This is a genomic window from Marinifilum sp. D714, assembly GCF_030851345.1.
Lineage (GTDB): Bacteria > Bacteroidota > Bacteroidia > Bacteroidales > Marinifilaceae > Marinifilum.
Window position 1 is genome coordinate 325,797 of the sequence record NZ_JALPNU010000004.1, and the last position, 22,468, is coordinate 348,264.

Sequence of the window (22,468 nt, forward strand, 5' to 3'; positions counted from 1 at the left end):
AAGCGGGGCCCCATAGGTGAAGAAAGCGAAAAAATAGAAATGCTGTTGAGTGAGGAACGAACGAAACTATCTATTTCTATTCGCTTTTGAACCGTTATGGGTTGTAGAGTTGCTGCGCCGTAGATTTTTGTTACTTTTCATCAATGGAAAAGTAAGAGGAAATAATTGCTCTCAAATAGCCTAAATACATAGCTTATAACTTTTAAAGCTTTATTCATAAAACCTATCTCTCCATTCAGGTTTTGGAACCATGCATTGATTCTTTTTGCCAAACCAGGAGTATCTGTTTCTGGCAATCAGATCGTAAACCCAATTGGTAATAGCATGAGGTAGGTATTTGAAATAATAGAGTGCTTTCCAGGGATAAATTAAATGCTTGCTAATTTGAAAAGCTGCGGAGCTCTTGGTGTAAGCCTTGTTGTCTTCGATAAAAACAACGGTATTCATATCATCGGAAGATAGTTTGTGTTGAGCAAGTAACTGTTTGGCAAAATCAGATTGAAGGGGAGAGAAATGAATGTTTTCTGCCCGATTGTAAGCAAGCACAAAACGAACTGTTGTATTGCAAAAATTACAAACCCCATCGAAAAGTACGATAGGGTTTGAATTATTAATATTTTTTGAATGACTGTGCATTTTGTTTTTATCTCATACTTTATTCTAGTAGATAAAGTTAAAAATAAATCCAACGCAAAGAATACCTGCTGCTACAATTCCAACAAAGGCTAGAATCAAAGGCATTTTAAGTACTTTTTTCAGGATAATTACCTCAGGCAATGATAAGCCAATTACCGACATCATAAATGCCAGTGCCGTTCCCAGTGATGCACCTTTCTCGATTAAAACGCTAACAATAGGAATAATTCCTGCCGCATTTGAGTACATCGGAATTCCAATAACAATTGACAAAGGAACCGAATACCAAGCTGATTTGCCCATTAGGTTGGCCATGAAATCTTCTGGTACATACCCATGAGCACCAGCTCCAATGGCTACCCCAATTACAATGTACAACCAAATTTTACCTACAATTTCTTTTACAGAATCGATACCCGATTTAATTCTATCTGAGAATGGAATTTTGGTTACATCTTGGTCGGTTTGACCAGTTTTAACTTCGAAAACCCATTCTTGTACGTATTTTTCCAATTTTAAAACTCCGATTAACCAGCCAGCAACTATTGCAATTAATAATCCGGTAAGGGTATAAATGATTGCAGTTTTCCAGCCAAATAATCCAACCAACATGATTAAGGCAATTTCGTTTACCATTGGTGCTGCAATCAGGAAACTGAAAGTTACTCCCAGAGGTACACCTGCTTCAACAAATCCTAAGAACAAAGGAATGGCGGAACATGAACAGAATGGCGTAACAACTCCTAGCAGGGCTGCCATTACGTTTCCTAAAAAAGTAGACTTGCCAGCCAAAGCTTTTCTGGTTTTCTCTGGTGAGAAATAGCTACGAATGATTCCCACTCCAAAAATAATTAGCACAAGCAGTAGCAGTACTTTAGGAACTTCGAAAATGAAGAAACGAATGGTCTCAGTAAGGTGAGTTCCTGCTTTCATTCCAAAAACAGTATCGATAAAAAAATCGGAAATGTTCTGAAGGTTTACATAGAGAATGTACCAAATTGGTAATGATAGCAAAACCAATGAAAGCTGTTTTCTATTGGTGATTTGAATAGATTTGATCATGATATTCTAAAAACTGATATCGGTTATTGGATAAAGAAAATGTATGTAAAATACAGCCCTGCTGAAATAAAAATTACAGCTGCTACTTTTCTAAACCAGTATTCGAAACTTTTAATTTTGTTGTAAAAATTGCCTACTCCCGAAAGAGTGAAAGCCAATAAATAGGCGATGATAATTACCGGTAAACCGGTTGCAATGGCGAAAACAATTGGCAAAAGTAAACCATCAGCCTGCGAAACTGTAAGTGGAATTAACATTCCGAAATACAACACGCCACTGTAAGGACAAAAAGCCAGAGCGAAAATCATTCCCATTAACAGGGCACCCCAATATTTTCCTCTCATTTTCTCCCCATTCAACTTATCGGTAAGCGAACTAACACCTGGGAAATTAATGGAAATAATATCGAGCATAAAGACTCCGATAATGATTAGCAATGGTCCCAATAGCCTTTCGCCATAGGTGTTAAAGAAGCTCGAAATATCGAATTTACTTGCACCGAAAAACAGAATTACTCCTAAAGCAGTGTAGCTTATTGCTCTTCCAAGTGTGTAAACCAATCCGTTTAAAAAGATTCTCTTTTTATCGCTAAGGTTTTTGCTAATATAGGCTGTGGCAGTGATGTTTGTTGCCAAGGGACAAGGACTAATCGCTGTCATGATTCCCAGTAAAAATGCTGATAATATTGGAAAGCTGCTTTGCGATAATAGTTGATCTAAATATTCCATTATAATCTTATTGAAGCTCGGCTTTGATTACAGTTTCCAGTTTTTCGATGTATGCAGGAGTATCGTTAATGGCATTTCGGAACGCAAATGTTGTTAAATCCTGAATATCTCCTGTTTTAGCACTTTTAATGAACAAACCTGAACTACTTGCCTGGAAAGTTTTAGCCAAGTCTTTGTTTTCTTCCTGGTCGAAATTGATATCGAAGAAATTTGCATTTAAGCTTGCTGCCACTTCCTTGGCTTTTGCACCTACGACCTTGCAAGTTTTACATTTTCTGTCGCCATGAAAATAATATACTCCGGCTTCAGCTTTGTTTTCTGCTACTTTCTGCTCTGCTGATTTATCACATTTTGTGCAGTCACCTTTGCATGCTGTTTCTTGTTCAGCTTTTGCAGTTTCTTTTTTTGTGTTCGATTGGCAAGCGCCAAAACTTAATCCTAATGCTAGAATAGCAAGTGTTATAGTTTTCTTCATTTTGTTTGTGTTTTAGTGTTATTGAATTGATAGCTGTCAGCTAACAGCCTACAGCTATCAGCTTTTTAAGCTTTTTGGATGAATTCCTTGATTTCTGATACCGAAGGAACTTTACCACTAACAACAACTTTTTCGTTGATCACCAAAGCAGGGGTTGACATTACGCCGTATGATAGGATTTTAACCATATCGTCGATTTTTTCAACTTTAGCATCAATTGCCAATTCTTCAACAGCTTTGTTTGCAGCTTCTGCCAATGTTCCACATTTTTTACAACCTGGTCCTAATACTTTAATATCCATGATAGTGTTTTTTATTATTTGAAAAATTCATTAAACAATTTTCGGGCAAGTGCCCAATTCTCTTTATTTAAGCAGTATTTAATTTTAGGAGGATTGATCTCTCCCTGAATTAAACCTGAGTTTTTTAATTCTTTTAAATGTTGCGATAGGGTTGATCGGGCAATGGGAACCTCTTCGGCCAAGTCGCCGCTGTAACAGCAGCTTTGCTTCGAGAGTAAATCGCATATGTATACCCTAACCGGGTGCGACAATGCTTTAGCAAACCTTGCCATTTGCTGTTCCTCTTGTGTATACAATTTTGTTTCTTCCATGTATTCTATCTTAGGTGTTTCGCATTTCGTAAAAATACGAAACGAAGTTGTAGACTTTTTTTTATTTCTCCAAATAAATGTTCAGTTTTTAGTTGGTGATGAAAAACACCTAGTGATGTTTATACGTTTTTTGGATACTTGACTGGATCGTATATTTTCCTGATTGATAGGTCTCTCTTTTTTCAAGTATATTTATTAGTGGAGTACAATAAATTGAACGGATAATGGATTATTGTTTTGTATTTTCATTAAATTGGTTCTCGCTAAACCTATTTATCTGAGTAAAATAAATCAAAACTATAAACTCAATTTGTATGGACGATATCATTACTACCCTTTTTAATGGACTCACCTATGGTGGAGATGTTAAGCTTTCTGTTCTCAATTATTTCTTGTTGGCTGTGGCCATGATGCCTTTTTTTCTTCAAGCTATGAGGTCAATTTCGAAAGGCTGGGCGATTGTTTTTACAATTGCATTTCTAATTCAATCATTGTTCTGGTTTATATTAAAGGCTCAAGGAATTTCTATTGTTTGGAATGCCCTTGCGGGGATGTTGGTGCTTGTGGTAATCAGACATAGATTGTATATGTTGATGAAAACAAAATGGATGATTCTAGCTTCAGTAGCAGTCGTGATTCTGGCAGATGTTTATTTTGGATTGATCTTTCCCCTTATTAGCACAATAGCCCATGTGGCAGCCTTTCTTTTGGGGGTAGTATTATACTTGCTTGTAGAAATTATTAAGAATAGAAAATTGTCGTTGAGTTCTTGATGTGACTTGTCATAAAAACTATTTTCAAAGAGAATACTTTCTGTTTTCCAAGCGCTTTGGGTATTTTGTTATTATCAGATAAACCAAGAAGAATAAAAATGGTCCGATGCGCATGTGTTGTCCTTGATAATTTGAATTTATGTCCTGAATTATGGATGAACACTCAATGTAAATTGCGCAGGTTGTAAGTAACATGAATCCACAAAGTAAGGGAAATAGCAGCCTGTCTCCTTTGGTAAATTTAAGCAATAGTATACCTGTAAAAAAGTAAAAGATGTAGCCTGCAAATGTTGTTGTAAGATGAGTTTCGTTTGAGCTGCCAGCATAATCAAAGAAGGGAAGAGGTATTGCTTTTAGCCAGAAGTCTACAAATTCAAAATCGGGTGTTGCGTTAAATGTAATTCTTAGCATGCTGCTAAAAACTAATCCTAATATTGATAGGCTTACAAAGAATTTTTGTTGTGTGTTCAATGTTTTAAGATTTTAAATCGTAAAAAACACCCACACAACCTTTCGATAGTGCAGGTGTTTCAATTAAAATATTCGAGAAAAATTGTTTGTAGTTTATTCTTCTAGTTTGATGCCAAACGAACTAATAGATATTCTGGTGGTTTTGCCTCCAGATATCTGGAATGACATGCTTTCACCATTGTAGCTGTCTTTTTTAAAGAATTCGATATAGTATGTTCCATGATTTAAATCTGTAATAGAAATTTCTTGATTTAAATATATCTCTCCTTCACGCAAAGGCTTAGGGTAAAACTCGGTAGAACTTGAACTTTCGGTTAATGCAGCCTTTTCGGTGTAGATTTCATAAGTTCCTCCAGAGTAATATTCTCCATATTGTGTGATAATTAAATCACCGGTAAGATCCATATCATCATCGCTACAAGAGCTTAGTGTTATTGATGCAAATAGCATCATCAATAGAATTGTTTTAAATGTTTTCATTGGTAGTTGTTAAATTAATAATCCCCTATTATTTAATTTATTCTTCGGTTTGTTCTTCTGGGTTTTCGATTTCTTCGATCTTTTTTCGAGTAGCCGGATCAACAATCATTCTGGCTGATTTGTAGGACAGGTAGAATTCCTTGTCATCCACAAAAAGTTCCATCATTGGATCGATTTGATTGCTGATTAAGCTCTGAATCTGATCGATATTGTCTTCGATTAATTCGTTGGTAGTTTTGCGCTCGCTAATCAGTTGGCGAGGTTCAGTTAATACCTTTTCGTAGTCGGTAATTTTAGTGCTCAGTTCGGTAATCATCTCTTCACTTAAGCCATAATCGGCAAGTTCGGTTTTAAGAGGTGTAATTCTTTCGAGCAAGTTTTTGCAAAAACTTAAAAGTTCCTTTTCTCTCAACTTCGTTAAGTAGGAATTGTTAATGCGATCAACAAAATTGCTCAGGTTTTCTTCTTTACTGATAAAAGAATAGACCTTAAGGATATTGCTCGCTTTTAAAGCTACAGAGCTCAAAGTAGCACGAACCAAGTTTTTGTTGCCCGAAGTTTTACTTGGAATGTTTTCAGCTTTGTCGATTAATTCGTTGGTTTCACCAATTAGGCTAGTAAGGCTAGTGAACATTTTTCCCATTGCCGGGATGTGAGCAAACTTTGCTTGATTGTTGCTTAAATTGATTTGCACTTGCTGGAAAGCATTGCTTCTTGCTGTAATTGATTTGTCCATTTTTTTTGAGTTAAAATAATTTTGTTATGATTGGTTAGTTAAGTGGGTGATTCGAAATTAAAAATAATTTTTTAATTAACCGTAAAAATTATTGAAAAATAATCATAAGAGTATTGTGTTCACAATCGTTATTGTTGGTTGAGAAGTGTGCATGTTCGAAAAGTTAATAGTTTTGATGTGTTTATGTGGTGTGTGAATCTAATTTTCTGTTTGTATAATAATGTGAAATAATCAAAAAAAAGAATTGAATTCCTGTGTTCTGTTGGAATGCATTGTGATTGTAAGCGTATTTATTGGAATGTAAATCCTATCGATTAAAACTATATGTTTACAGATTGACTTGTAAGGTCTATTTCTCGAAACAGAGAAGCTACTTCTCTAGGTTGAGAGACCATTTCTTAAAGCTTAAACCCTAATGATTGAGATGGAAAGTCCATTTAGCGAAGTCGAAAGCCTATAGATTGAAACTGAAATACCAATTCTTGAAGCTGAGATTCTATTTCTTGAAGGTGGAAGTCTGTAGATCGAGACCTGAAGTTAATTTCTTAAGACCGAAAGTCAACCGCATGAGCCGCAAACCCCATTTCTTAGAATTGGGAGTCTATTTCTTGGCATGGGAAGTCTACTTCTCGAAGTTGAGAAGCTGTTTCTTGTAAATGCCTGTCGATTTCTTTAAACTTACTCTTTGTTGCTTGCATATTTCAGACAACATTATCCTTTATTTCGTTAATCTATAATGGGGTGTAAAATATTTATTGCTTTGCTTTGTTGAGGGATTATTGTTTTGTACTTTCAGTGGCGAAAAGTAAAATAATGCATTGATGTACTTTATTTACAAGTTAGCCACAATTGAAATGAAAAAAAGAATCTACATAAGTCTATTGATCGTTACTATATTGATTGGATGTAATTTAAATTCAAAAGAAAGATATCAAAACAAGTATGATATAGAAATAAATTACAATCATTTCAAAGACATCAAGCCTCGCTCACGTAAATACATGGATGATAGGTATCTTAGAAATGGCAATATATATCTGATTTTTGAAACAAGTTTTAGTAATGACACTGTTAATATTACAGTGAATAATAAGTTGAAATACCAAGATATAATAGCTACAGAGGCATCAACAGGATTAGCAAAGTCTTATGAAATAGAAAACATTGATACTGTTTTTAATATTGGGATAAGGATTAATAATGGAAAACAGGCTTTCATCGAAATTGATACGATGAATTTGTTTACTATTGAATATAGAGATGATAGACTTAGAATAGATGTTTTAAACCATGCTCCTATATATTACTAGCAATCAAAAGTGGCTACAAAAGCTAAATTTCAAGGGCGGTGACACTCTCCCGAAAGCTTTCAGGATTGATAATATAACAAAACTTTAAACGGTAGCGGCTTTGATAAGGCGGTAGTTTCCACCGATAGCGCAAGCTTGCAGCTCGTGCTTTGCGAATGCAAAAATAGAATAGAAGTAAAATGATAAACCGAGGCAGTAGTATATATTTTTATTTCTGCCGAGGCAGAAGTGAGAATTTAAACGATAGAATTATAAACAACAAACCTACGGAATAGGAGGTATGATGCCATACCTGCGAAACGTTGTGTGTAATTTGAGTAAGCCCGTATGAAAAATATAATCACATATATTCTTTTAATCCTAACTCTTGGTTGTAATGCACAAGAGAAGAAAAGCAATTTTGAGTGGAATCTTGAAAAAGAAAGAATCCATAATAAAAACAGAAATGATTCTATAAAATGGAGTTCGAAAAATTGGCAAGCTGACATACATAATTTTACATTTGAAGGAAAGCCCATGAGAAATGGAGTTTTTCCAGTTCCTGATTATGATTTATCAGACACCACTTTTAATGGGTTAGGAAATTCTGGTAATTGGAAAGGATTTGACTTAAAAGACAAGAAAATCATCTATCATTCCTTTTACGTAAATAAAAATGCGACTAACAAACAATATATAAATTGTAAACCGAATGAGGTTTTCTTTACAATTGCTATTTTGACAGATAGCATTGACTTGAAAAAGTATTCTCACACAAATGTTAGTGTTACGTCCCGAAATCAGCCTCATTATGTCGGTCAGGGTTTTGTTAAAACCAAATCCAACGAAATAGATTTTATCTCGTTTTTGACAGCAGATAGAAATGGCTATGCAATTGTCAATATGAGACTGTTTGATTTAAGAATTGGACGAATAATATTAATTGCACCACAACAAGACGGTACTCTACGTTCATTGCAGCTGGATTCACCAATTATGTCTTCAGATGAAATAGGTGAACATCTAGAAACCTTGATGTCAAATGACAAAAAGATAATAGAATTTTTCACTAAACCAGATAACATTTAAAAACTACACACAACAAGCCGTTATAAAGCAAAAGGGGTAAGATGTGTTTCGGATGGTTCGAGGCTTTGGCGATCATCACCAAATCGTTGATTTGGTTTTAAAAACAGAAAAATTATAAACAAGATACAACGCTTTGGCTCCTTAGTATTTTAGAAAGGTAAAACTAGATAAAACCCTTTCGCTTCATACGGTCAGATCTTAAAAAGCACTTTATTCTATATTTGGTGCAAGAATGAAAAGAATTTATAACAAAATAAATTGGAGAGATAATCATTCATGAAACAATCAATAATACATATAGCATTAGTTGTAAGAGATTATGATGAAGCAATCGATTTTTACACTAAAAAGTTGAACTTCGAATTAATTGAAGATACCTATCAGCCAGAGCAGGATAAACGTTGGGTTGTTGTATCGCCCCCAGGCTCATCTGGCACCACGATACTTCTTGCTAGAGCATCTAAGCCAATACAAAAAGAATTTATTGGAAATCAGGCAGGAGGGAGAGTGTTTCTGTTTTTAAATTCAGATGATTTTTGGAGAGACTATAATGACATGATTTCGAAAGGGATTGAGTTTGTTAGAGAGCCTAAAGAAGCAGATTATGGAACCGTAGCAGTATTTAAGGATTTGTATGGAAACCTTTGGGACTTATTGGAATTGAAAGCAGATCATCCATTAGCAAAGAGAAATAAATAGCCGGATAGATAACTATTGAAAGTACGAGTATGCCGCTCGTGCTTTGCGAGTAAGGGCTACAAGTTTGGCTGATTTTAATTACTTGTATCGAAATATCGATTTGTTATTCAATTCGGTCATTTTCCCATTGGTTTTGTACATCAAATAAATTAGGAATGGGAAGAAAAGGATTAATACCCAGTTGATTTGAACCATTAGAATAAAGTCGTAGGTGCCATGTACCAGGAATGGAATTAAGAATGCCATTACAAATAGAGGAAGTCTACTGCCTTTCGAAAACTTAGCCAATCCCAGGTAATAGCCCATCATGATGCCGAACATGGCATGTGCAGGAACGGCGGTGAAAGCTCGTGCAATACCTGTGCTCATTCCGTTCGAAAATACATACATGATGTTTTCTACCAAGGCAAATCCCAGCGATACAAAAACGGCATATACAATCCCATCGAATCGTTCGTTAAAGTTTGGGTTTTTCCATACCAAAATATAAACCGCCAATAGTTTAAAGGCTTCTTCGCAAAGGGCTGCCACTAAAAAGGCATCGCCAAAAGCATAACCAATTTTCCCGTTAAAAATATGCGGAAGAAAAGAGGATACAGCTTTCTCTGCAAATATGATTGGTATGGTAGTGATCATACCAGCCAGAAGCCCTTTTCCCAATAACGCAAGTGGTTCTTTCTCGTATTTGTCGCGATAGTAAACGTAGAATAGAATTATGGCTATTGGTGCTACAGAGATTAGTAGAAGATTCATGTGTGTTTATTGATAAGCTATGAAGTCATCAAATTTAGAAAAAGTCTTTTGTTAAACCAATAAGAATAATAAAAATGCTTTCCGCAGTTGTAAAATGAGATAGCAGGCATACAATTACGCTTGTAGCCTGCTATGCTTGTATGTTTTATGTGAGAATTAATTATTTAGAATCCTCCAAGTCTGCAATTCTGCAGTAGCAGGATCGATCTACTTTCACATCAGCACGCGCGCTGGCAATCTCGAACTGTGAGTGATATTTTTTTGCTTCCTCTTCCTTGCCCTGTTTTTCTAAAGATTCGGTAAGTCCGTGCAATGCCCAAAGATTTTTGGGATGACGTTTCAAATCATTGCGATAGACTGATTCTGCCTCTTCAAATCGCTCTTGTTCCATTAGTAAGGCACCAAGTGCATGTCGAGCAGGTTGCATCCATCCCCAAGGCTCGTCGTAGTTTAAGGCATCATCAAGCTGAACTGCCTCTCGCAATTGTTCGAAAGAAAATTCATAATCCCCTTTTCGATAGGAAATCTCACCAGCCATCATTTTATTGGCAACGCCTAGAATATCACGCGAAGTGTTGTTGAATAGTATGCTTGTTTTGGGTACTGAAGCTAAGCTTTTCTGAAAAGCTTGTTGTTCCTCTTCGGCTTGTTTTACCATACCTTTTGTGGCGTAAGCAAGTGCCCGGGCATAATGCCAGGTAGTCCTCGACATGGGCAAGTATTCCGCAGGTTCGGGTTCTTCCAAGATCTCATCCCAGCGGCCAAATCTAATCAGTACGTGCAGAGGTACTGGCATGAAAGCATCCAAATAATCAGTCCATTGCTTTAGTAATTCTTCTGGTATTTGTTTTGGGATCTCCCGTGCAGTTTTTAGGGCCAATTCACTTTGTCCGTCGAACATGGCTCCATAAACCAGGAAGTGATAGTTGTGTATTCGATAGAATGTATAAAAATTATAAGCTCCCTCTTTCTTTAAAAATTCTTCGTCGGCCTCTATTGCGCTCTGGTTAGCTTTGTTGGCAGCTTCGTAATCTCCCACCAAAACATCGATGTGAGAGGGCATATGTACCAAGTGTCCTGCTCCAGGCATCACATCACGTAGTGCATTGGCTGCAGGTAAAGCCTTTTCTGGAGTAGGAGAGGCTTCCATTGCATGAATGTAAAAGTGACACAAGGCAGGATTATTTGGGGATCGTTTTAAACCATCTTCTAAAACCGCAATGATTTCCTGGGTTTCTTCGGCGGGTGTGCCATCGGGAGTCCAATGATTCCAAGGGCGAAGGTTCATAAGCGATTCGGCAAAGAGTGCAGTGACCAATACATCTTCGGGGTATTTTTTGTGTAGTTCACGCATAGCGTCGGCGTAAGCCTTGTTGAGTGGGTACCTGTCATCAGGAACTGGTGTGGCATATCGAAGTGCGAGTGTTGCAATCAAATCCTTTTCTATAGGACTGGCATTTTTCGCATGCAAATTGGCCAGGTGCAGGCAATGAGCTGCCTGTGCTATCTGATGCGCTTCAATTCCCAGGTTGTTAATGTTAGGTCCCCATGCATATGCAATGCCCCACAGTGCCATTGGCATGGACGGATCTTCTTGTAATGCTCGTTCAAAGCAGCGAACAGCTTCCTCGTGATTGAATGCATGACATAAGGCTAAGCCTCTGTCGAACCAAATTTGTGCCTGGTTGGATTTGGTTGAGACTTTGTTATGAAATTCCCCCAAGTCATAATAGGAATCTTCATAATTCGTATCTTGTTTTGGTAATTCATTGCTTTCTTTAGTGAGAAAATTACAGCCTGCACTATAGGTTAAAAGCAGGATCATAATGATGGTATTTACTTTCTTCATGGCGTCTCCTTTCTATACATCTCTCATTCCCTTCTGACGACGTATTTTTGTGTAAATCAAATTTGATATGCAATTTACGAAATATAGATCTGGAAGTCAATGGTATAGATTTGAGGAGTTAAATAGTATCTACTACATGCTATGGTGTTTAAAGTGTGATGTAATGATAAAAAAAAGCCGATTCCTTTAGGAGTCGGCTTCTTAGTTTTATTTGATAACAATTAACGCAATTCAGCGCCAATTTGTTTTTCGTAGCTCTTGATTAGCTTTTGCATGATCTTGTCAATCTGCTTGTCGTTCAAAGTTTTTTCAGTATCCTGAAGAATGAAACTTACTGCGTATGATTTTTTATCAGCACCTAGTTTTTCACCTTCGTAAACGTCGAACAATGAAACAGATTTTAATAATTTCTTCTCGCAGTTGAAAGCAATTGTTTTGATTTCAGCAAAGCTTACCGATTTGTTGATTAACAAAGCAAGGTCACGCTTTACAGCTGGGTACTTAGGCAATTCGGTATAGCTTACCTTGTTTTTCATAGCTTCCTGAATCAATAAAGCCCAGTCGAAATCAGCGTAGTATACCTGTGTGTCAATATCCATTGCCTTCAAGATTTTTCCGCTCACCATACCCATTTCAACCAATACTTTTTTCTTAATACCGTAGCTTAATCCTTCGGTAAACTGATCGTTTTCGGTTTCTCTGATTCTTAATTTCTCGATCTTGAAACCAAGACGTCTTAAGATATTTTCAACGTAAGCTTTCATGTGGTAGAAGCTTGTTGGCTCTTCTTTCAAGTTCCAGCTAGTTGCAGTTTTGTTACCACACATGAAAACACCCAAACGTTCTTTCTCGAAATAGTTATCAACTGGGTTTTCGTTTTCAGGATTCACGAAGTGCTGGTATGATTTACCGAACTCGTAGAATTTCAAATCTGAGTTTCTGCGGTTGATGTTGTAAGCTACACACTCTAAACCACCAAACAACAATCCTTGACGCATTGCGTTCAAATCAGAACTCAATGGGTTGAAAATACGAACCGTGTTTTCTTGTTTAAAGCTTTCCAATCCTTCGTAGTATGAAGCTTTGGTCAACGAGTTATTCATGATTTCGTTAAAACCAGCAGCTGTCAACATATCAGCAATGGTATTTCTTAGCTTGTGCTCGTCAATTTTTGGAGCATAGCTTAATGAAGCATTTACTTTTGAAGCTACTTCAATATTGTTGAAACCATAAATACGCAATACTTCCTCTACGATATCAGCTTCACGTTTCACATCCACTCTGTAAGGAGGAACCAAAAGGTTCAATGTGTCAACATCTTCTTTCTCAACTTTAATTTCTAAAGCGGTAAGAATATTTTTGATGGTTTCTTTTCCAATTTGTTTTCCGATCAAGTTTTCGATGCGCTCAACGCTTACCTCTACCTTGAAATCTTCAACTGGATTTGGATAAATATCGATAACATCTGATGCAATTTCGCCACCTGCAATCTCTTTGATTAAAAGAGCAGCACGTTTCATTGCATAAATGGTGTTGTTAGGATCAGTTCCACGTTCGAAACGGAAAGAAGCATCGGTATTTAAACCGTGACGACGTGCAGTTTTACGAACAAATACTGAATCGAAGTATGCACTTTCCAAGAAAATATCAGTAGTAGTTTCGCTTACGCCTGATTCAATTCCACCGAATACACCGGCAATACACATTGGTTCCTTTTCGTTGCAGATCATCAAATCTTTATCGTTCAATTCTCTCTCAACTTCATCCAATGTTTTGAATAAGGTGCCATCAGCAAGAGTTTTTACAACTACTTTACCATTTGTTTTTGCATAATCGAATGCGTGCAATGGCTGACCAGTTTCAAACAATACGTAGTTGGTAATATCCACTACATTGTTGATTGGACTTAAGCCAATTGCTTTCAAACGATTTTGCAACCACTCTGGTGATTCAGCAATTGTAACACCGCTGATACAAACCCCTGAGTAACGGTGGCAAGCTTCGTTATTTTCTACCTTCACATCGATAGGCAAGTTGTTGTTGTCAACTTTGAAATCTTCAACTGAAGGAAGTTTGTAATCAATTTCTTTTTGTTGCTTAAGGTATGCAGCCATATCGCGAGCTACACCAATGTGCGATGCACCGTCAATACGATTTGGAGTCAAGTCAATTTCAATGGTCAAATCATCCTCGATATTGAAGTATTCAGCGGCAGGAGTTCCTACTTTAGCATCTTCAGGAAGAACCATAATGCCATCGTGACCTTTACCAAGGCCGATTTCGTCCTCAGCACAAATCATACCCATTGAAAGCTCACCTCTAATCTTTGATTTCTTAATGGTAAAGCTATCGTCGCCATCGTACAAAACTGTTCCAACTGTGGCAACCACTACTTTTTGTCCTGCAGCAACATTAGGTGCACCGCAAACAATAGGTAAAAGTTCGTCGCCGTTAACATCAACGCTTGTAATGCTCAAATGATCTGAGTTGGTATGAGGTTCGCAAGTCTTTACTTCACCAATTACCAATCCTTCTAATCCTCCTTTAATTGATTGAAATTTTTCAATTCCGCCAACTTCCAATCCAATTTGAGTTAGAATCTCATCCATTTCTGCAGGAGAAAGATCAATGTCAATATAATCTTTCAGCCATTTGTACGATACCTTCATTTGTATGTATATTTTATCAGATAATTATCAAATTATACTTGTAAACAGATGCAGTTTGTCTACTGTTCACAAGCTTACAAAAGTAGAAATTTTAGGCTCAAGTACCAAAGAACATCTAAGGATAAAGTGTTTAAGTTTTTGTTTACTTTAAATCTGTATGATTGGAATTGCTTATTGCCCCAAATTCGGATATATTTGTACAATTATCAAAATTGAGATATGAGCAATAAACCAATTATACTTGTTACTAACGATGATGGATTAAATGCCAAAGGAATTAAAGCTTTGGTGGCAATGGTTAAAGGATTTGGCGACATCTACGTTGTTGCCCCGAACCGTTCTAATTCAGGAAAATCAAATTCTATAACTGTAGAGGTTCCTATTCGAATTAAAAAAGTTCGGGATGAAGAAAATTTACACATTTATTCTTGCAAGGGAACTCCGGTGGATTGTGTAAAATTGGCTTTGAACAAGATTTTACCTCGCACTCCTGATTTTCTGGTTTCAGGTATTAATCATGGTGCAAATACTTCGGTTAGTGTTTTGTACTCGGGAACCATGGGGGCTACTATCGAAGGTTGCTTGAATGGAATTCCTTCTATTGGGTATTCGCTTAACGACTTTAGTGCAGATGCTGATTTTTCTCAAAGCATTAAATATGGTCGAAAGATTTTCGCCAATTTAATTGAAAAAGGATTGGAAAGAAGCGTTTGTTTGAATGTAAATTTCCCTAAAGGTGATATAAATGGCATTCGAGTTTGTCGTCAGGCAGATGGACGTTGGAAAGAGGAGTTTGATCATAGGCAAGATCCTTTCGGAGGAGATTATTATTGGTTGACAGGTTACTTTAAGAATGCAGAACCGAATGCCGAAGAAACAGATGAATGGGCAATTAATAATGGCTATGCATCAGTTGTTCCTACAAAAATAGATATGACCGCTCACCAATTGGTGGAAGACCTAAAAACTTGGGATTATGAAGTCGAAGATTAATTCTACTATTTTAGGACTCATTATTGGTTTGCTTGTACCTGTACTATCAATATTGTTGGCTTATGTGGTACGCTTTCAGGATGAATTGACCATTAAGGAGTTTATTGACAGTTTGCTAATTTACAGGGTGTATACCAAGGTAATGGCTTTGGGAGTATACTTTGGTAATATTGTTTTTTTCTTTTTGTTTATTAAAACTGATTTGTTAAGAGCAGCAAGAGGAGTGCTTTTGGCTACCATATTGTATTCTTTTGCCATAATGGTTTTCCGTTTTGGATTTTAGATGTTGCTAAAGCAGAAAAATAAGATTTGGTGTTTGAATCCAAATCCACAAGTAAGTATTGAATTGTGAGGATTTAATTCTCAACTCATTCCCGATAACTGTCGGGATCATAATTCAGAATTCCATGAGATATTATATTATAGCAGGAGAAGCATCAGGTGATCTTCATGCTTCGAACTTGATGAAAGAAATAAAAAATGAGGATTCGGCAGCCGAATTTCGATTCTGGGGTGGTGACCTTATGCAAGCACAAGGCGGTGAATTGGTAAAGCATTATCGAGAAACTGCTTTCATGGGATTCTTAACTGTGCTAAAAAATTTGGGAAAGATTCGAGCGAACTTTTCATTATGTGAGAAGGATCTTCTGGAATACAAGCCAGATGTTTTGATTCTTGTGGATTATCCTGGATTCAATTTGCGAATGGCAAAGTTTGCAAAGGAAAATGGAATTCGTGTTCATTATTACATATCACCAAAAATTTGGGCCTGGAAAGAGGGGAGAGTGAAGAAGATTAAAGCCTATGTTGATCGCATGTTCACCATTTTTCCTTTCGAAACGGAATTCTACAAGAAGCACAATTATAAGGTGAGTTTTGGTGGAAATCCTTTGTTGGATGCCATTGAAAATCGTCCAAACAAAGATGAATCATTTGAAGACTTTACGGCTAAAAACAAGTTGTCAAGTAAACCAATTGTAGCTCTATTGGCAGGAAGCAGAAAGCAAGAAATTGAAAGAATACTTCCTGTAATGTTAGATGTTGTTGATGATTTTCCAGATCATCAGTTTGTGGTGGCTGCAGCTCCTTCTATCACAAAGGAATTTTACTCGCAAGTAGTGGGCGATAGAGATGTGAAATTTGTTTACGGACAAACCTACGATTTATTGCAGCAGTCGAAAGCGGCATTGGTAACTTCGGGAACAGCTACTTTGGAAACAGCTCTTTTGAGAATTCCACAAGTGGTATGCTATATCACAGGTGGTGGCAAAATTCTTTTTGCAATTGGCAAGCGATTGCTAAAGGTAAAGTACATATCCTTGGTTAATTTGGTGATGGATAAATTGATTGTGAAAGAATTGATTCAACATTTCTGCAATAAAGAAAGTATTGCCAGCGAGTTAAAGAACATTTTAGTGGAAGGAAACTACCGCTCCGAAATGCTTGCGAATTATCAACTGCTAAACGAAAAATTGGGAGGAGCAGGAGCTTCTGCTCGATTTGCCAAGATGATTGTTGAGGATTTAAAGTGTATTCAGTAATCAAAGGGGAGATCTTCATTCGTTTCACAAGAAGTTGATTTAGCAAACAAATTTTTTCTACTAAAATAATTTTGCAAATTTGTGGTAGTATAGTAAAACAACACACATTTTATGCTAGCACTTCTAATAAAGGAGTTCCGAACCTTTTTCAGTTCTCTTACGGGTTACCTGATATTATCAGTTTATTTAGTTGCAACAGGATTGTTTGTATGGGTATTTCCAGGCTCTACAAATCCATTGGATACTGGTTATGCAAATCTTGATGTCCTGTTCGAGATGTCTCCATGGATTTACCTGTTTTTGATTCCTGCAGTATGCATGCGATTGTTCGCAGATGAGAAAAAACAAGGGACCATAGAACTGGTATATACGAGACCCTTAAAGGAGATGGAAATTGTATTTGCAAAGTATTTTTCGGCCCTTTTGGTTATTTCTGTTTCTCTACTATTCTGCCTAATATATTATTTCTCCATTTATTATTTGGGAAATCCTGTTGGGAGCATTGATTCAGGAGCTTTCTGGGGATCGTTTATTGGACTGTTTCTACTGGCCGCTGTATACGTTGCAATTGGTGTTTTTTCCAGTTCGGTAACCGATAATCAAATTGTGGCATTTCTACTTGCCTTGATTCTGTGCTTTTTATTTTATACCGGTTTCGATTATTTAGCTGATTTAATCATCTTTCAGAATGTGCAATCAGATATTTACAATTTAGGAATTCAAGAACACTATAAATCAATTTCTCGAGGAGTGGTAGACTCAAGAGACCTGGTTTATTTTATAAGTGTAATTGTGGCTTTTTTGTTGATTACAAAAACAGTTTTAAAGAGTAGAAAATGGTAAAAGAAAAAGCTATGATTAAAAACAGAAGGAAGCAGGATATTCTTAATTTATTGATTTCTTTAATCGGATTAGGAGTTCTGGTTCTAATTCTTCAAGTTTATTTTTTTCGAATTGATTTCACGGCTGAGAAAAGATATACATTATCAGATAATACCAAGCAACTGGTGAGTTCTCTTAATAAAGATTTATACTTTGAAATTTACCTTGCAGGAGATTTGCCACATGGATTTAAAAAGCTTCAGAAAGCAAGTATTGAAATGCTCGAAGAATTGGAGGCTTATACAAATGTGAATATCAACTATGCTTTAATTAATACCAGTGATATTCCCAATCCCAAGCAAAGGAACCAAATGTACGAACAGTTGGCTGCACGAGGATTAAAACCAACCAGTTTGCAGGAAAGAACTACCGATGGAAGTTTAAAACAGAAGATTATTGTTCCTGGCATAATAGTCCATGATACGGAAAAGGAAACCTCAGTTCATTTGCTGAAAAATGTGACAGGTTTATCTGCCGAAGAAAATTTGAATCATTCCATTGAAACCATAGAATTTGAGCTAACAAAAGCCATTCGAATGTTGCAAAGTAAGCAGCCAAAGCATATTGCTTTCTTAACTGGACAAGGAGAATTGAACGAATTTGAAGTTGCCGATTTTACAGCTTCTTTGTTACAAAAATATGAGGTAGATAGGATTTCTGCACAAAAACTGAATCAATCTAAAAAGAAATATTCGGCACTGGTAATTGCACAACCAAGAAATGAATTTTCCAGGGAGGCCAAATATCAGATTGATCAATATTTGATGAATGGAGGACGAATTCTATGGCTTGTTGATGAGGTGTCGGCAAGTATGGATAGTTTACAGGTAAAAGAAAGTACGGTAGCTTTTTATAAGCCATTAAATATCGAAGATCAGTTATTTACTTATGGGGTTAGGATTAATCCTGATTTGGTGATGGATATTCAGGGACAGTTGATTCCCGTTCAAACAGCATTGCCTGGAGAAAAACCAAAATTTACGCCTGCTCCATGGTATTATTCGCCTTTGTTAAACGCACCAGATCATCATCCCATTACCCGAAAATTGAATGTGGTAAAAGCTGAATTTGCCAATTCTATTGATTGGGTAGGAGAGAATGCTAATGTGAAGAAAACCACTCTGCTTACAAGTTCTGATTATACGCGATTGGAAAAAGTACCAAGTGTTGTAAGTTTAGAGATTGTGAATCAGCAACCTAAACCGGAAGATTTTGCGGCAGGTAGAAAGAAAATTGCGGTTTTGCTTGAAGGGAAATTTCAATCGGCATTTAAGAACAGAGCCTGGAAAGGAATCGATCGCAAATCATTTAAATCGGAAAGTGACCTAAGTAAAATGATTGTGGTTTCTGATGGAGATATTATTAAAAACAGGGTTCGTGGAGTCGGAAAAAACAGGCAGATTGAAGCTTTGGGATACGATCGATACTCAAGAAAAACATACGGTAATCGAAACTTTCTTTTGAGTTGTATTGATTACTTGTGTGATAACGAAGGTTGGATGGAATTAAGAGCACGAGAAGTAAAACTCAGAATGCTTGATAAAACCAAAATCAGATCGGAAAGATTATTTTGGCAAGTGGTGAATGTGATTTTGCCTTTGTTTTTACTTTTGATTTTTGGAGTATTAAGATATTTTATGAGAAAACGAAAATTTGCAAGATCGTAAATATGAGAGAGATATTTATGATTTTAAAATTACTTCGTATCTTAATATTATCGGTAATATCACCTATTTAAATAAAATTCTGATTTTATTTAGTAAAGTGGCAAATCTTTTTTGTCTTTAGGATATCGTCAATCCTTAATAAATTTGTATATTCACCACTTAGTACGGAGCTAAAATAAGCTTCGGTTTTGAACTTGTTTAAGCGTTGAAATATAGAATTTTAGGTTAACTTTTAAATATTATGCAAATGAAATTTGTAGTATCAAGTACAGAATTGTTAAGTCACTTACAGGCCATAAGTAGAGTTATCAGTAGTAAAAACACTTTACCAATTTTGGATAACTTCCTTTTTGAGCTTAAAGATGGTGAATTGATAGCAACTGCATCTGATTTGGAATCTACTTTAATTACCACCATCCCTCTTGAAACTTCAGAAGGAGAAGGGGTAATTGCTTTTCCTGCTAAAATTTTGACTGATACTTTAAAAGAATTTCCAGAACAACCTCTAACTTTTGATATCGACAGCACTTCTTTGGCTGTAAAAATTACATCAGAAAATGGAGTGTTTAGTATCGTTGGACAAAATGGTGAAGATTTCCCAAAACTTCCAGAAAAGGAAGAGAGCAGTTTGGTAAATATTACCGTTGAGAGCGATGTTCTTTTAACAGGTGTAAACAAAACTTTATTCGCTACTGCTGATGATGAACTTCGTCCGGTTATGAATGGTATTTTTGTTGAGTTGGGTAATAATGATTTAACTTTTGTGGCATCAGATGCTCACAAGTTGGTTCGTTATAAACGTTTAGATGGAAGATCTGATGTAGAGTCGTCATTCATTTTACCTAAAAAACCAGCTTCTTTATTGCGCAATATATTGCCAAAAGAAGAAAATCCTGTTAAAGTGGAATTCGATGATAAGAATGCATTCTTCACACTATCGAATTACAAGTTGATTTGTCGTTTAGTAGAAGGAAACTACCCAAGCTACAACTCGGTAATTCCAAAGAACAATCCTAATGTTCTTACGATCGATAGAGTAGAATTATACAACACCTTAAAACGTGTTTCTGTATTCTCGAATCCTGCAAGTAACTTGATTAAGTTCGAATTAAGAGCAAACGAATTGGTAGTTTCTGCCCAGGATATCGACTTCTCAATCTCAGCAAGAGAAAGATTGCTTTGTCAATACGAAGGACAAGAATTGGAAATTGGATTTAAATCAGTATTCTTATTGGAAATCCTTTCAAACATTTCATCATCGAATGTGATGATTGAATTATCTGACCCAACAAGAGCAGGTATTTTCTTACCATACGATAATGAAAATGCTGACGAAGATGTACTGATGTTGTTAATGCCAATGATGATTAATGCATAAGCAGAATTAAAAATCAAAAAATAATGATATTAAAAACCTAACAGAGAGTATATTTCTGTTAGGTTTTATATTTTTATACCGTTTAAAAATCACAATAAATAATAGATGAATCTTAATTTAAAGAATCCAATAGCCTTTATCGATTTAGAAACAACAGGAATTAATGTTGCGAAGGATCGTATTGTTGAAATCTGTATTGTCAAAGTTAATCCAAATGGCGATGAAGAGGTGAAAACTTATCGTGTTAATCCTGAAATGCATATTCCTGCCCATGCTTCGGCTGTTCATGGTATAAAAGATGAGGATGTAAAAGATGAACCAACATTCAAGGAATTGGGTAAAACCATTGCTAAATATTTAGAAGGATGTGATTTGGCAGGTTACAATTCGAATCGTTTCGACTTCCCTTTATTGGCAGAGGAGTTTTTGCGTGCTGATATCGATTTTGATATGCGCAAAAGAAAGTTTGTTGATGTTCAAACCATATTCCACAAAATGGAGCAACGTACTTTAACAGCTGCTTACCGTTTCTATTGCAATAAGGAATTGGAAGGAGCTCACGGTGCCGAGGCAGACACCAAAGCAACTTATGAGGTGCTTAAATCGCAATTGGATAAATACGATTCATTAGAGAATGATATTGACTTTTTGGCAAAATTCTCAACTCAGAATAAAAATGCCGATTTTGCCGGCTTTATTATCATTGATGAAAAAGGCGTTGAAAGGTTCAATTTTGGTAAGAACAAGGGAAAAACAGTTGAAGAGGTATTGGAGCAACAACCAGGCTATTATGGTTGGGTTATGAATAGCGATTTCCCATTGTACACGAAAAAAATCCTTACTGAAATTAAGCTTCGAGGGTTTAATAAGTAATCCATTGTTTAACAGATCATATTTAATGAAATGAAGATATTAGCCATTGGAAGGAATTACGTGAATCATGCCAAGGAATTAAACAATCCAGTACCTAAGGAACCAGTTGTGTTTTCTATGCCTGATTCGGCTTTACTAAAGAATAATAATGATTTTTATTATCCAGATTTTTCCAAGGATATTCACCATGAGTTGGAAGTGGTTGTGAAAATCAATAGAGTAGGTAAGAATATTCCTATTGAATTTGCGCATCGTTATTACGAGGAAATTGGTTTGGGAATCGACTTTACAGCTCGAGACATTCAAACAGAATGCAAGAAAAAGGGATTGCCTTGGGAAAAGGCCAAAGCTTTTGATGGAGCAGCTCCAATTAGTAAGTTTATTCCAAAAAATAAGTTTAAATCGGTTGATAATTTGAATTTTAATTTGGATATCAATGGTGAGAGAGTTCAGACTGGAAATACAGCAAATATGATTTTCTCAATTGATTACTTGATTTCGTATTTGTCGCAGTTTTTTACATTGAAAATTGGAGACATGATTTACACAGGAACACCAGAAGGGGTTGGGCCAGTAAAGATTGGAGATCATTTAGTTGCAGATTTGGAAGGTGAGAAATTATTGGATTTTCATGTGAAATAAGGCAAAATACAGCTTAATTTCTGTATTTAAGATACTTTTAACGACCATTAACTTATGTTGATGGTCGTTTTTTGTGTAAGGAATTGAGAAGTAGATTGTTTGTTGGGTTGAGAGAAATGTATTATGATGCAAATTGATGAAGGTTAATAGATTATAAGTCGTTACAATTC

General features: G+C 36.1%; 24 protein-coding genes. 12 read left to right on the forward strand and 12 right to left on the reverse strand.

The annotated features are described in order from the left end of the window. Positions 1-210 precede the first annotated feature (210 nt). The 6 genes from M0051_RS06615 to M0051_RS06640 all read right to left on the reverse strand — a co-directional run bounded on the left by M0051_RS06615 (position 211) and on the right by M0051_RS06640 (position 3,514). Positions 211-636 (reverse strand): thiol-disulfide oxidoreductase DCC family protein, encoded by a 426-nt coding sequence (locus M0051_RS06615; protein ID WP_306740745.1) that lies wholly within the window; start codon positions 634-636, stop codon positions 211-213. A 24-nt stretch (positions 637-660) separates the two neighbouring features. Further along, positions 661-1,698, reverse strand: coding sequence for a permease (locus tag M0051_RS06620; protein WP_306740746.1), 1,038 nt, complete (start codon positions 1,696-1,698; stop codon positions 661-663). 23 nt (positions 1,699-1,721) lie between these two features. Next, positions 1,722-2,426, reverse strand: coding sequence for an aromatic aminobenezylarsenical efflux permease ArsG family transporter (locus tag M0051_RS06625; RefSeq protein ID WP_306740747.1), 705 nt, complete (start codon positions 2,424-2,426; stop codon positions 1,722-1,724). Positions 2,427-2,433: 7 nt separating this feature from the next. Continuing rightward, the gene (locus tag M0051_RS06630; protein WP_306740748.1) at positions 2,434-2,901 is read right to left on the reverse strand and encodes a nitrophenyl compound nitroreductase subunit ArsF family protein; all 468 of its coding nucleotides are present in this window, start codon (positions 2,899-2,901) and stop codon (positions 2,434-2,436) included. A gap of 65 nt (positions 2,902-2,966) precedes the next feature. Then, positions 2,967-3,203, reverse strand: coding sequence for a thioredoxin family protein (locus M0051_RS06635; protein ID WP_306740749.1), 237 nt, complete (start codon positions 3,201-3,203; stop codon positions 2,967-2,969). Positions 3,204-3,217: 14 nt separating this feature from the next. Continuing rightward, positions 3,218-3,514, reverse strand: a complete 297-nt coding sequence (locus M0051_RS06640; RefSeq protein ID WP_306740750.1) for a helix-turn-helix transcriptional regulator — start codon at positions 3,512-3,514, stop codon at positions 3,218-3,220. A gap of 314 nt (positions 3,515-3,828) precedes the next feature. Between M0051_RS06640 and M0051_RS06645 the strand changes: the two genes are divergently transcribed. Continuing rightward, entirely contained in the window at positions 3,829-4,287 is a 459-nt protein-coding gene (locus tag M0051_RS06645) for a hypothetical protein (protein ID WP_306740751.1), read from the forward strand. Positions 4,288-4,311: 24 nt separating this feature from the next. Here the strand turns inward: M0051_RS06645 and M0051_RS06650 are convergent, their stop codons facing one another. From M0051_RS06650 to M0051_RS06660, 3 genes are all read right to left on the reverse strand, one after another. After that, complete coding sequence (locus M0051_RS06650; RefSeq protein ID WP_306740752.1) at positions 4,312-4,758, reverse strand: hypothetical protein; 447 nt, start codon at positions 4,756-4,758, stop codon at positions 4,312-4,314. Positions 4,759-4,851: 93 nt separating this feature from the next. After that, complete coding sequence (locus M0051_RS06655) at positions 4,852-5,238, reverse strand: hypothetical protein (RefSeq protein ID WP_306740753.1); 387 nt, start codon at positions 5,236-5,238, stop codon at positions 4,852-4,854. Between the two features lie 37 nt (positions 5,239-5,275). Continuing rightward, positions 5,276-5,974: a hypothetical protein gene (locus M0051_RS06660; RefSeq protein WP_306740754.1), complete on the reverse strand. Its 699-nt coding sequence runs from the start codon at positions 5,972-5,974 to the stop codon at positions 5,276-5,278. 854 nt (positions 5,975-6,828) lie between these two features. On the opposite strand from M0051_RS06660, the gene M0051_RS06665 reads away from it, so the two are divergent. The 3 genes from M0051_RS06665 to M0051_RS06675 all read left to right on the forward strand — a co-directional run bounded on the left by M0051_RS06665 (position 6,829) and on the right by M0051_RS06675 (position 9,051). Next, on the forward strand, positions 6,829-7,284 hold the full coding sequence (locus tag M0051_RS06665; protein WP_306740755.1) for a hypothetical protein: 456 nt from the start codon (positions 6,829-6,831) through the stop codon (positions 7,282-7,284). A gap of 327 nt (positions 7,285-7,611) precedes the next feature. Next, entirely contained in the window at positions 7,612-8,352 is a 741-nt protein-coding gene (locus M0051_RS06670) for a hypothetical protein (protein WP_306740756.1), read from the forward strand. Positions 8,353-8,628: 276 nt separating this feature from the next. Continuing rightward, complete coding sequence (locus M0051_RS06675) at positions 8,629-9,051, forward strand: VOC family protein (protein WP_306740757.1); 423 nt, start codon at positions 8,629-8,631, stop codon at positions 9,049-9,051. Between the two features lie 78 nt (positions 9,052-9,129). On the opposite strand, the gene M0051_RS06680 is transcribed toward M0051_RS06675, so the two are convergent. The 3 genes from M0051_RS06680 to pheT form a co-directional block, all read right to left on the reverse strand. Beyond that, positions 9,130-9,804 carry a PrsW family glutamic-type intramembrane protease gene (locus M0051_RS06680; RefSeq protein WP_306740758.1) on the reverse strand — a complete coding sequence of 225 codons (675 nt, stop codon included), beginning with the start codon at positions 9,802-9,804 and terminating at the stop codon, positions 9,130-9,132. A gap of 160 nt (positions 9,805-9,964) precedes the next feature. Continuing rightward, positions 9,965-11,653, reverse strand: a complete 1,689-nt coding sequence (locus M0051_RS06685) for a tetratricopeptide repeat protein (protein WP_306740759.1) — start codon at positions 11,651-11,653, stop codon at positions 9,965-9,967. Between the two features lie 221 nt (positions 11,654-11,874). Beyond that, entirely contained in the window at positions 11,875-14,322 is a 2,448-nt protein-coding gene (gene pheT / locus M0051_RS06690) for a phenylalanine--tRNA ligase subunit beta (protein WP_306740760.1), read from the reverse strand. A 219-nt stretch (positions 14,323-14,541) separates the two neighbouring features. Between pheT and surE the strand changes: the two genes are divergently transcribed. From surE to M0051_RS06730, 8 genes are all read left to right on the forward strand, one after another. Continuing rightward, positions 14,542-15,315, forward strand: coding sequence for a 5'/3'-nucleotidase SurE (gene surE, locus M0051_RS06695; protein ID WP_306740761.1), 774 nt, complete (start codon positions 14,542-14,544; stop codon positions 15,313-15,315). Next, positions 15,299-15,598 carry a hypothetical protein gene (locus M0051_RS06700; RefSeq protein WP_268188722.1) on the forward strand — a complete coding sequence of 100 codons (300 nt, stop codon included), beginning with the start codon at positions 15,299-15,301 and terminating at the stop codon, positions 15,596-15,598. Before surE ends, M0051_RS06700 begins: the two co-directional genes overlap by 17 nt. Before the next feature lie 124 nt (positions 15,599-15,722). Then, entirely contained in the window at positions 15,723-16,856 is a 1,134-nt protein-coding gene (gene lpxB / locus M0051_RS06705; RefSeq protein ID WP_306740762.1) for a lipid-A-disaccharide synthase, read from the forward strand. 111 nt (positions 16,857-16,967) lie between these two features. Continuing rightward, positions 16,968-17,699 carry a gliding motility-associated ABC transporter permease subunit GldF gene (gene gldF / locus M0051_RS06710; RefSeq protein ID WP_306740763.1) on the forward strand — a complete coding sequence of 244 codons (732 nt, stop codon included), beginning with the start codon at positions 16,968-16,970 and terminating at the stop codon, positions 17,697-17,699. After that, the gene (gene gldG / locus M0051_RS06715; protein ID WP_306740764.1) at positions 17,693-19,405 is read left to right on the forward strand and encodes a gliding motility-associated ABC transporter substrate-binding protein GldG; all 1,713 of its coding nucleotides are present in this window, start codon (positions 17,693-17,695) and stop codon (positions 19,403-19,405) included. The genes gldF and gldG overlap by 7 nt, the downstream gene beginning before the upstream one ends. A gap of 247 nt (positions 19,406-19,652) precedes the next feature. Beyond that, entirely contained in the window at positions 19,653-20,783 is a 1,131-nt protein-coding gene (dnaN, locus tag M0051_RS06720; protein WP_306740765.1) for a DNA polymerase III subunit beta, read from the forward strand. A 105-nt stretch (positions 20,784-20,888) separates the two neighbouring features. After that, the gene (locus M0051_RS06725; protein ID WP_306740766.1) at positions 20,889-21,656 is read left to right on the forward strand and encodes a 3'-5' exonuclease; all 768 of its coding nucleotides are present in this window, start codon (positions 20,889-20,891) and stop codon (positions 21,654-21,656) included. A 30-nt stretch (positions 21,657-21,686) separates the two neighbouring features. Beyond that, positions 21,687-22,298: a fumarylacetoacetate hydrolase family protein gene (locus M0051_RS06730; protein WP_306740767.1), complete on the forward strand. Its 612-nt coding sequence runs from the start codon at positions 21,687-21,689 to the stop codon at positions 22,296-22,298. The last annotated feature ends 170 nt before the right edge of the window (positions 22,299-22,468 follow it).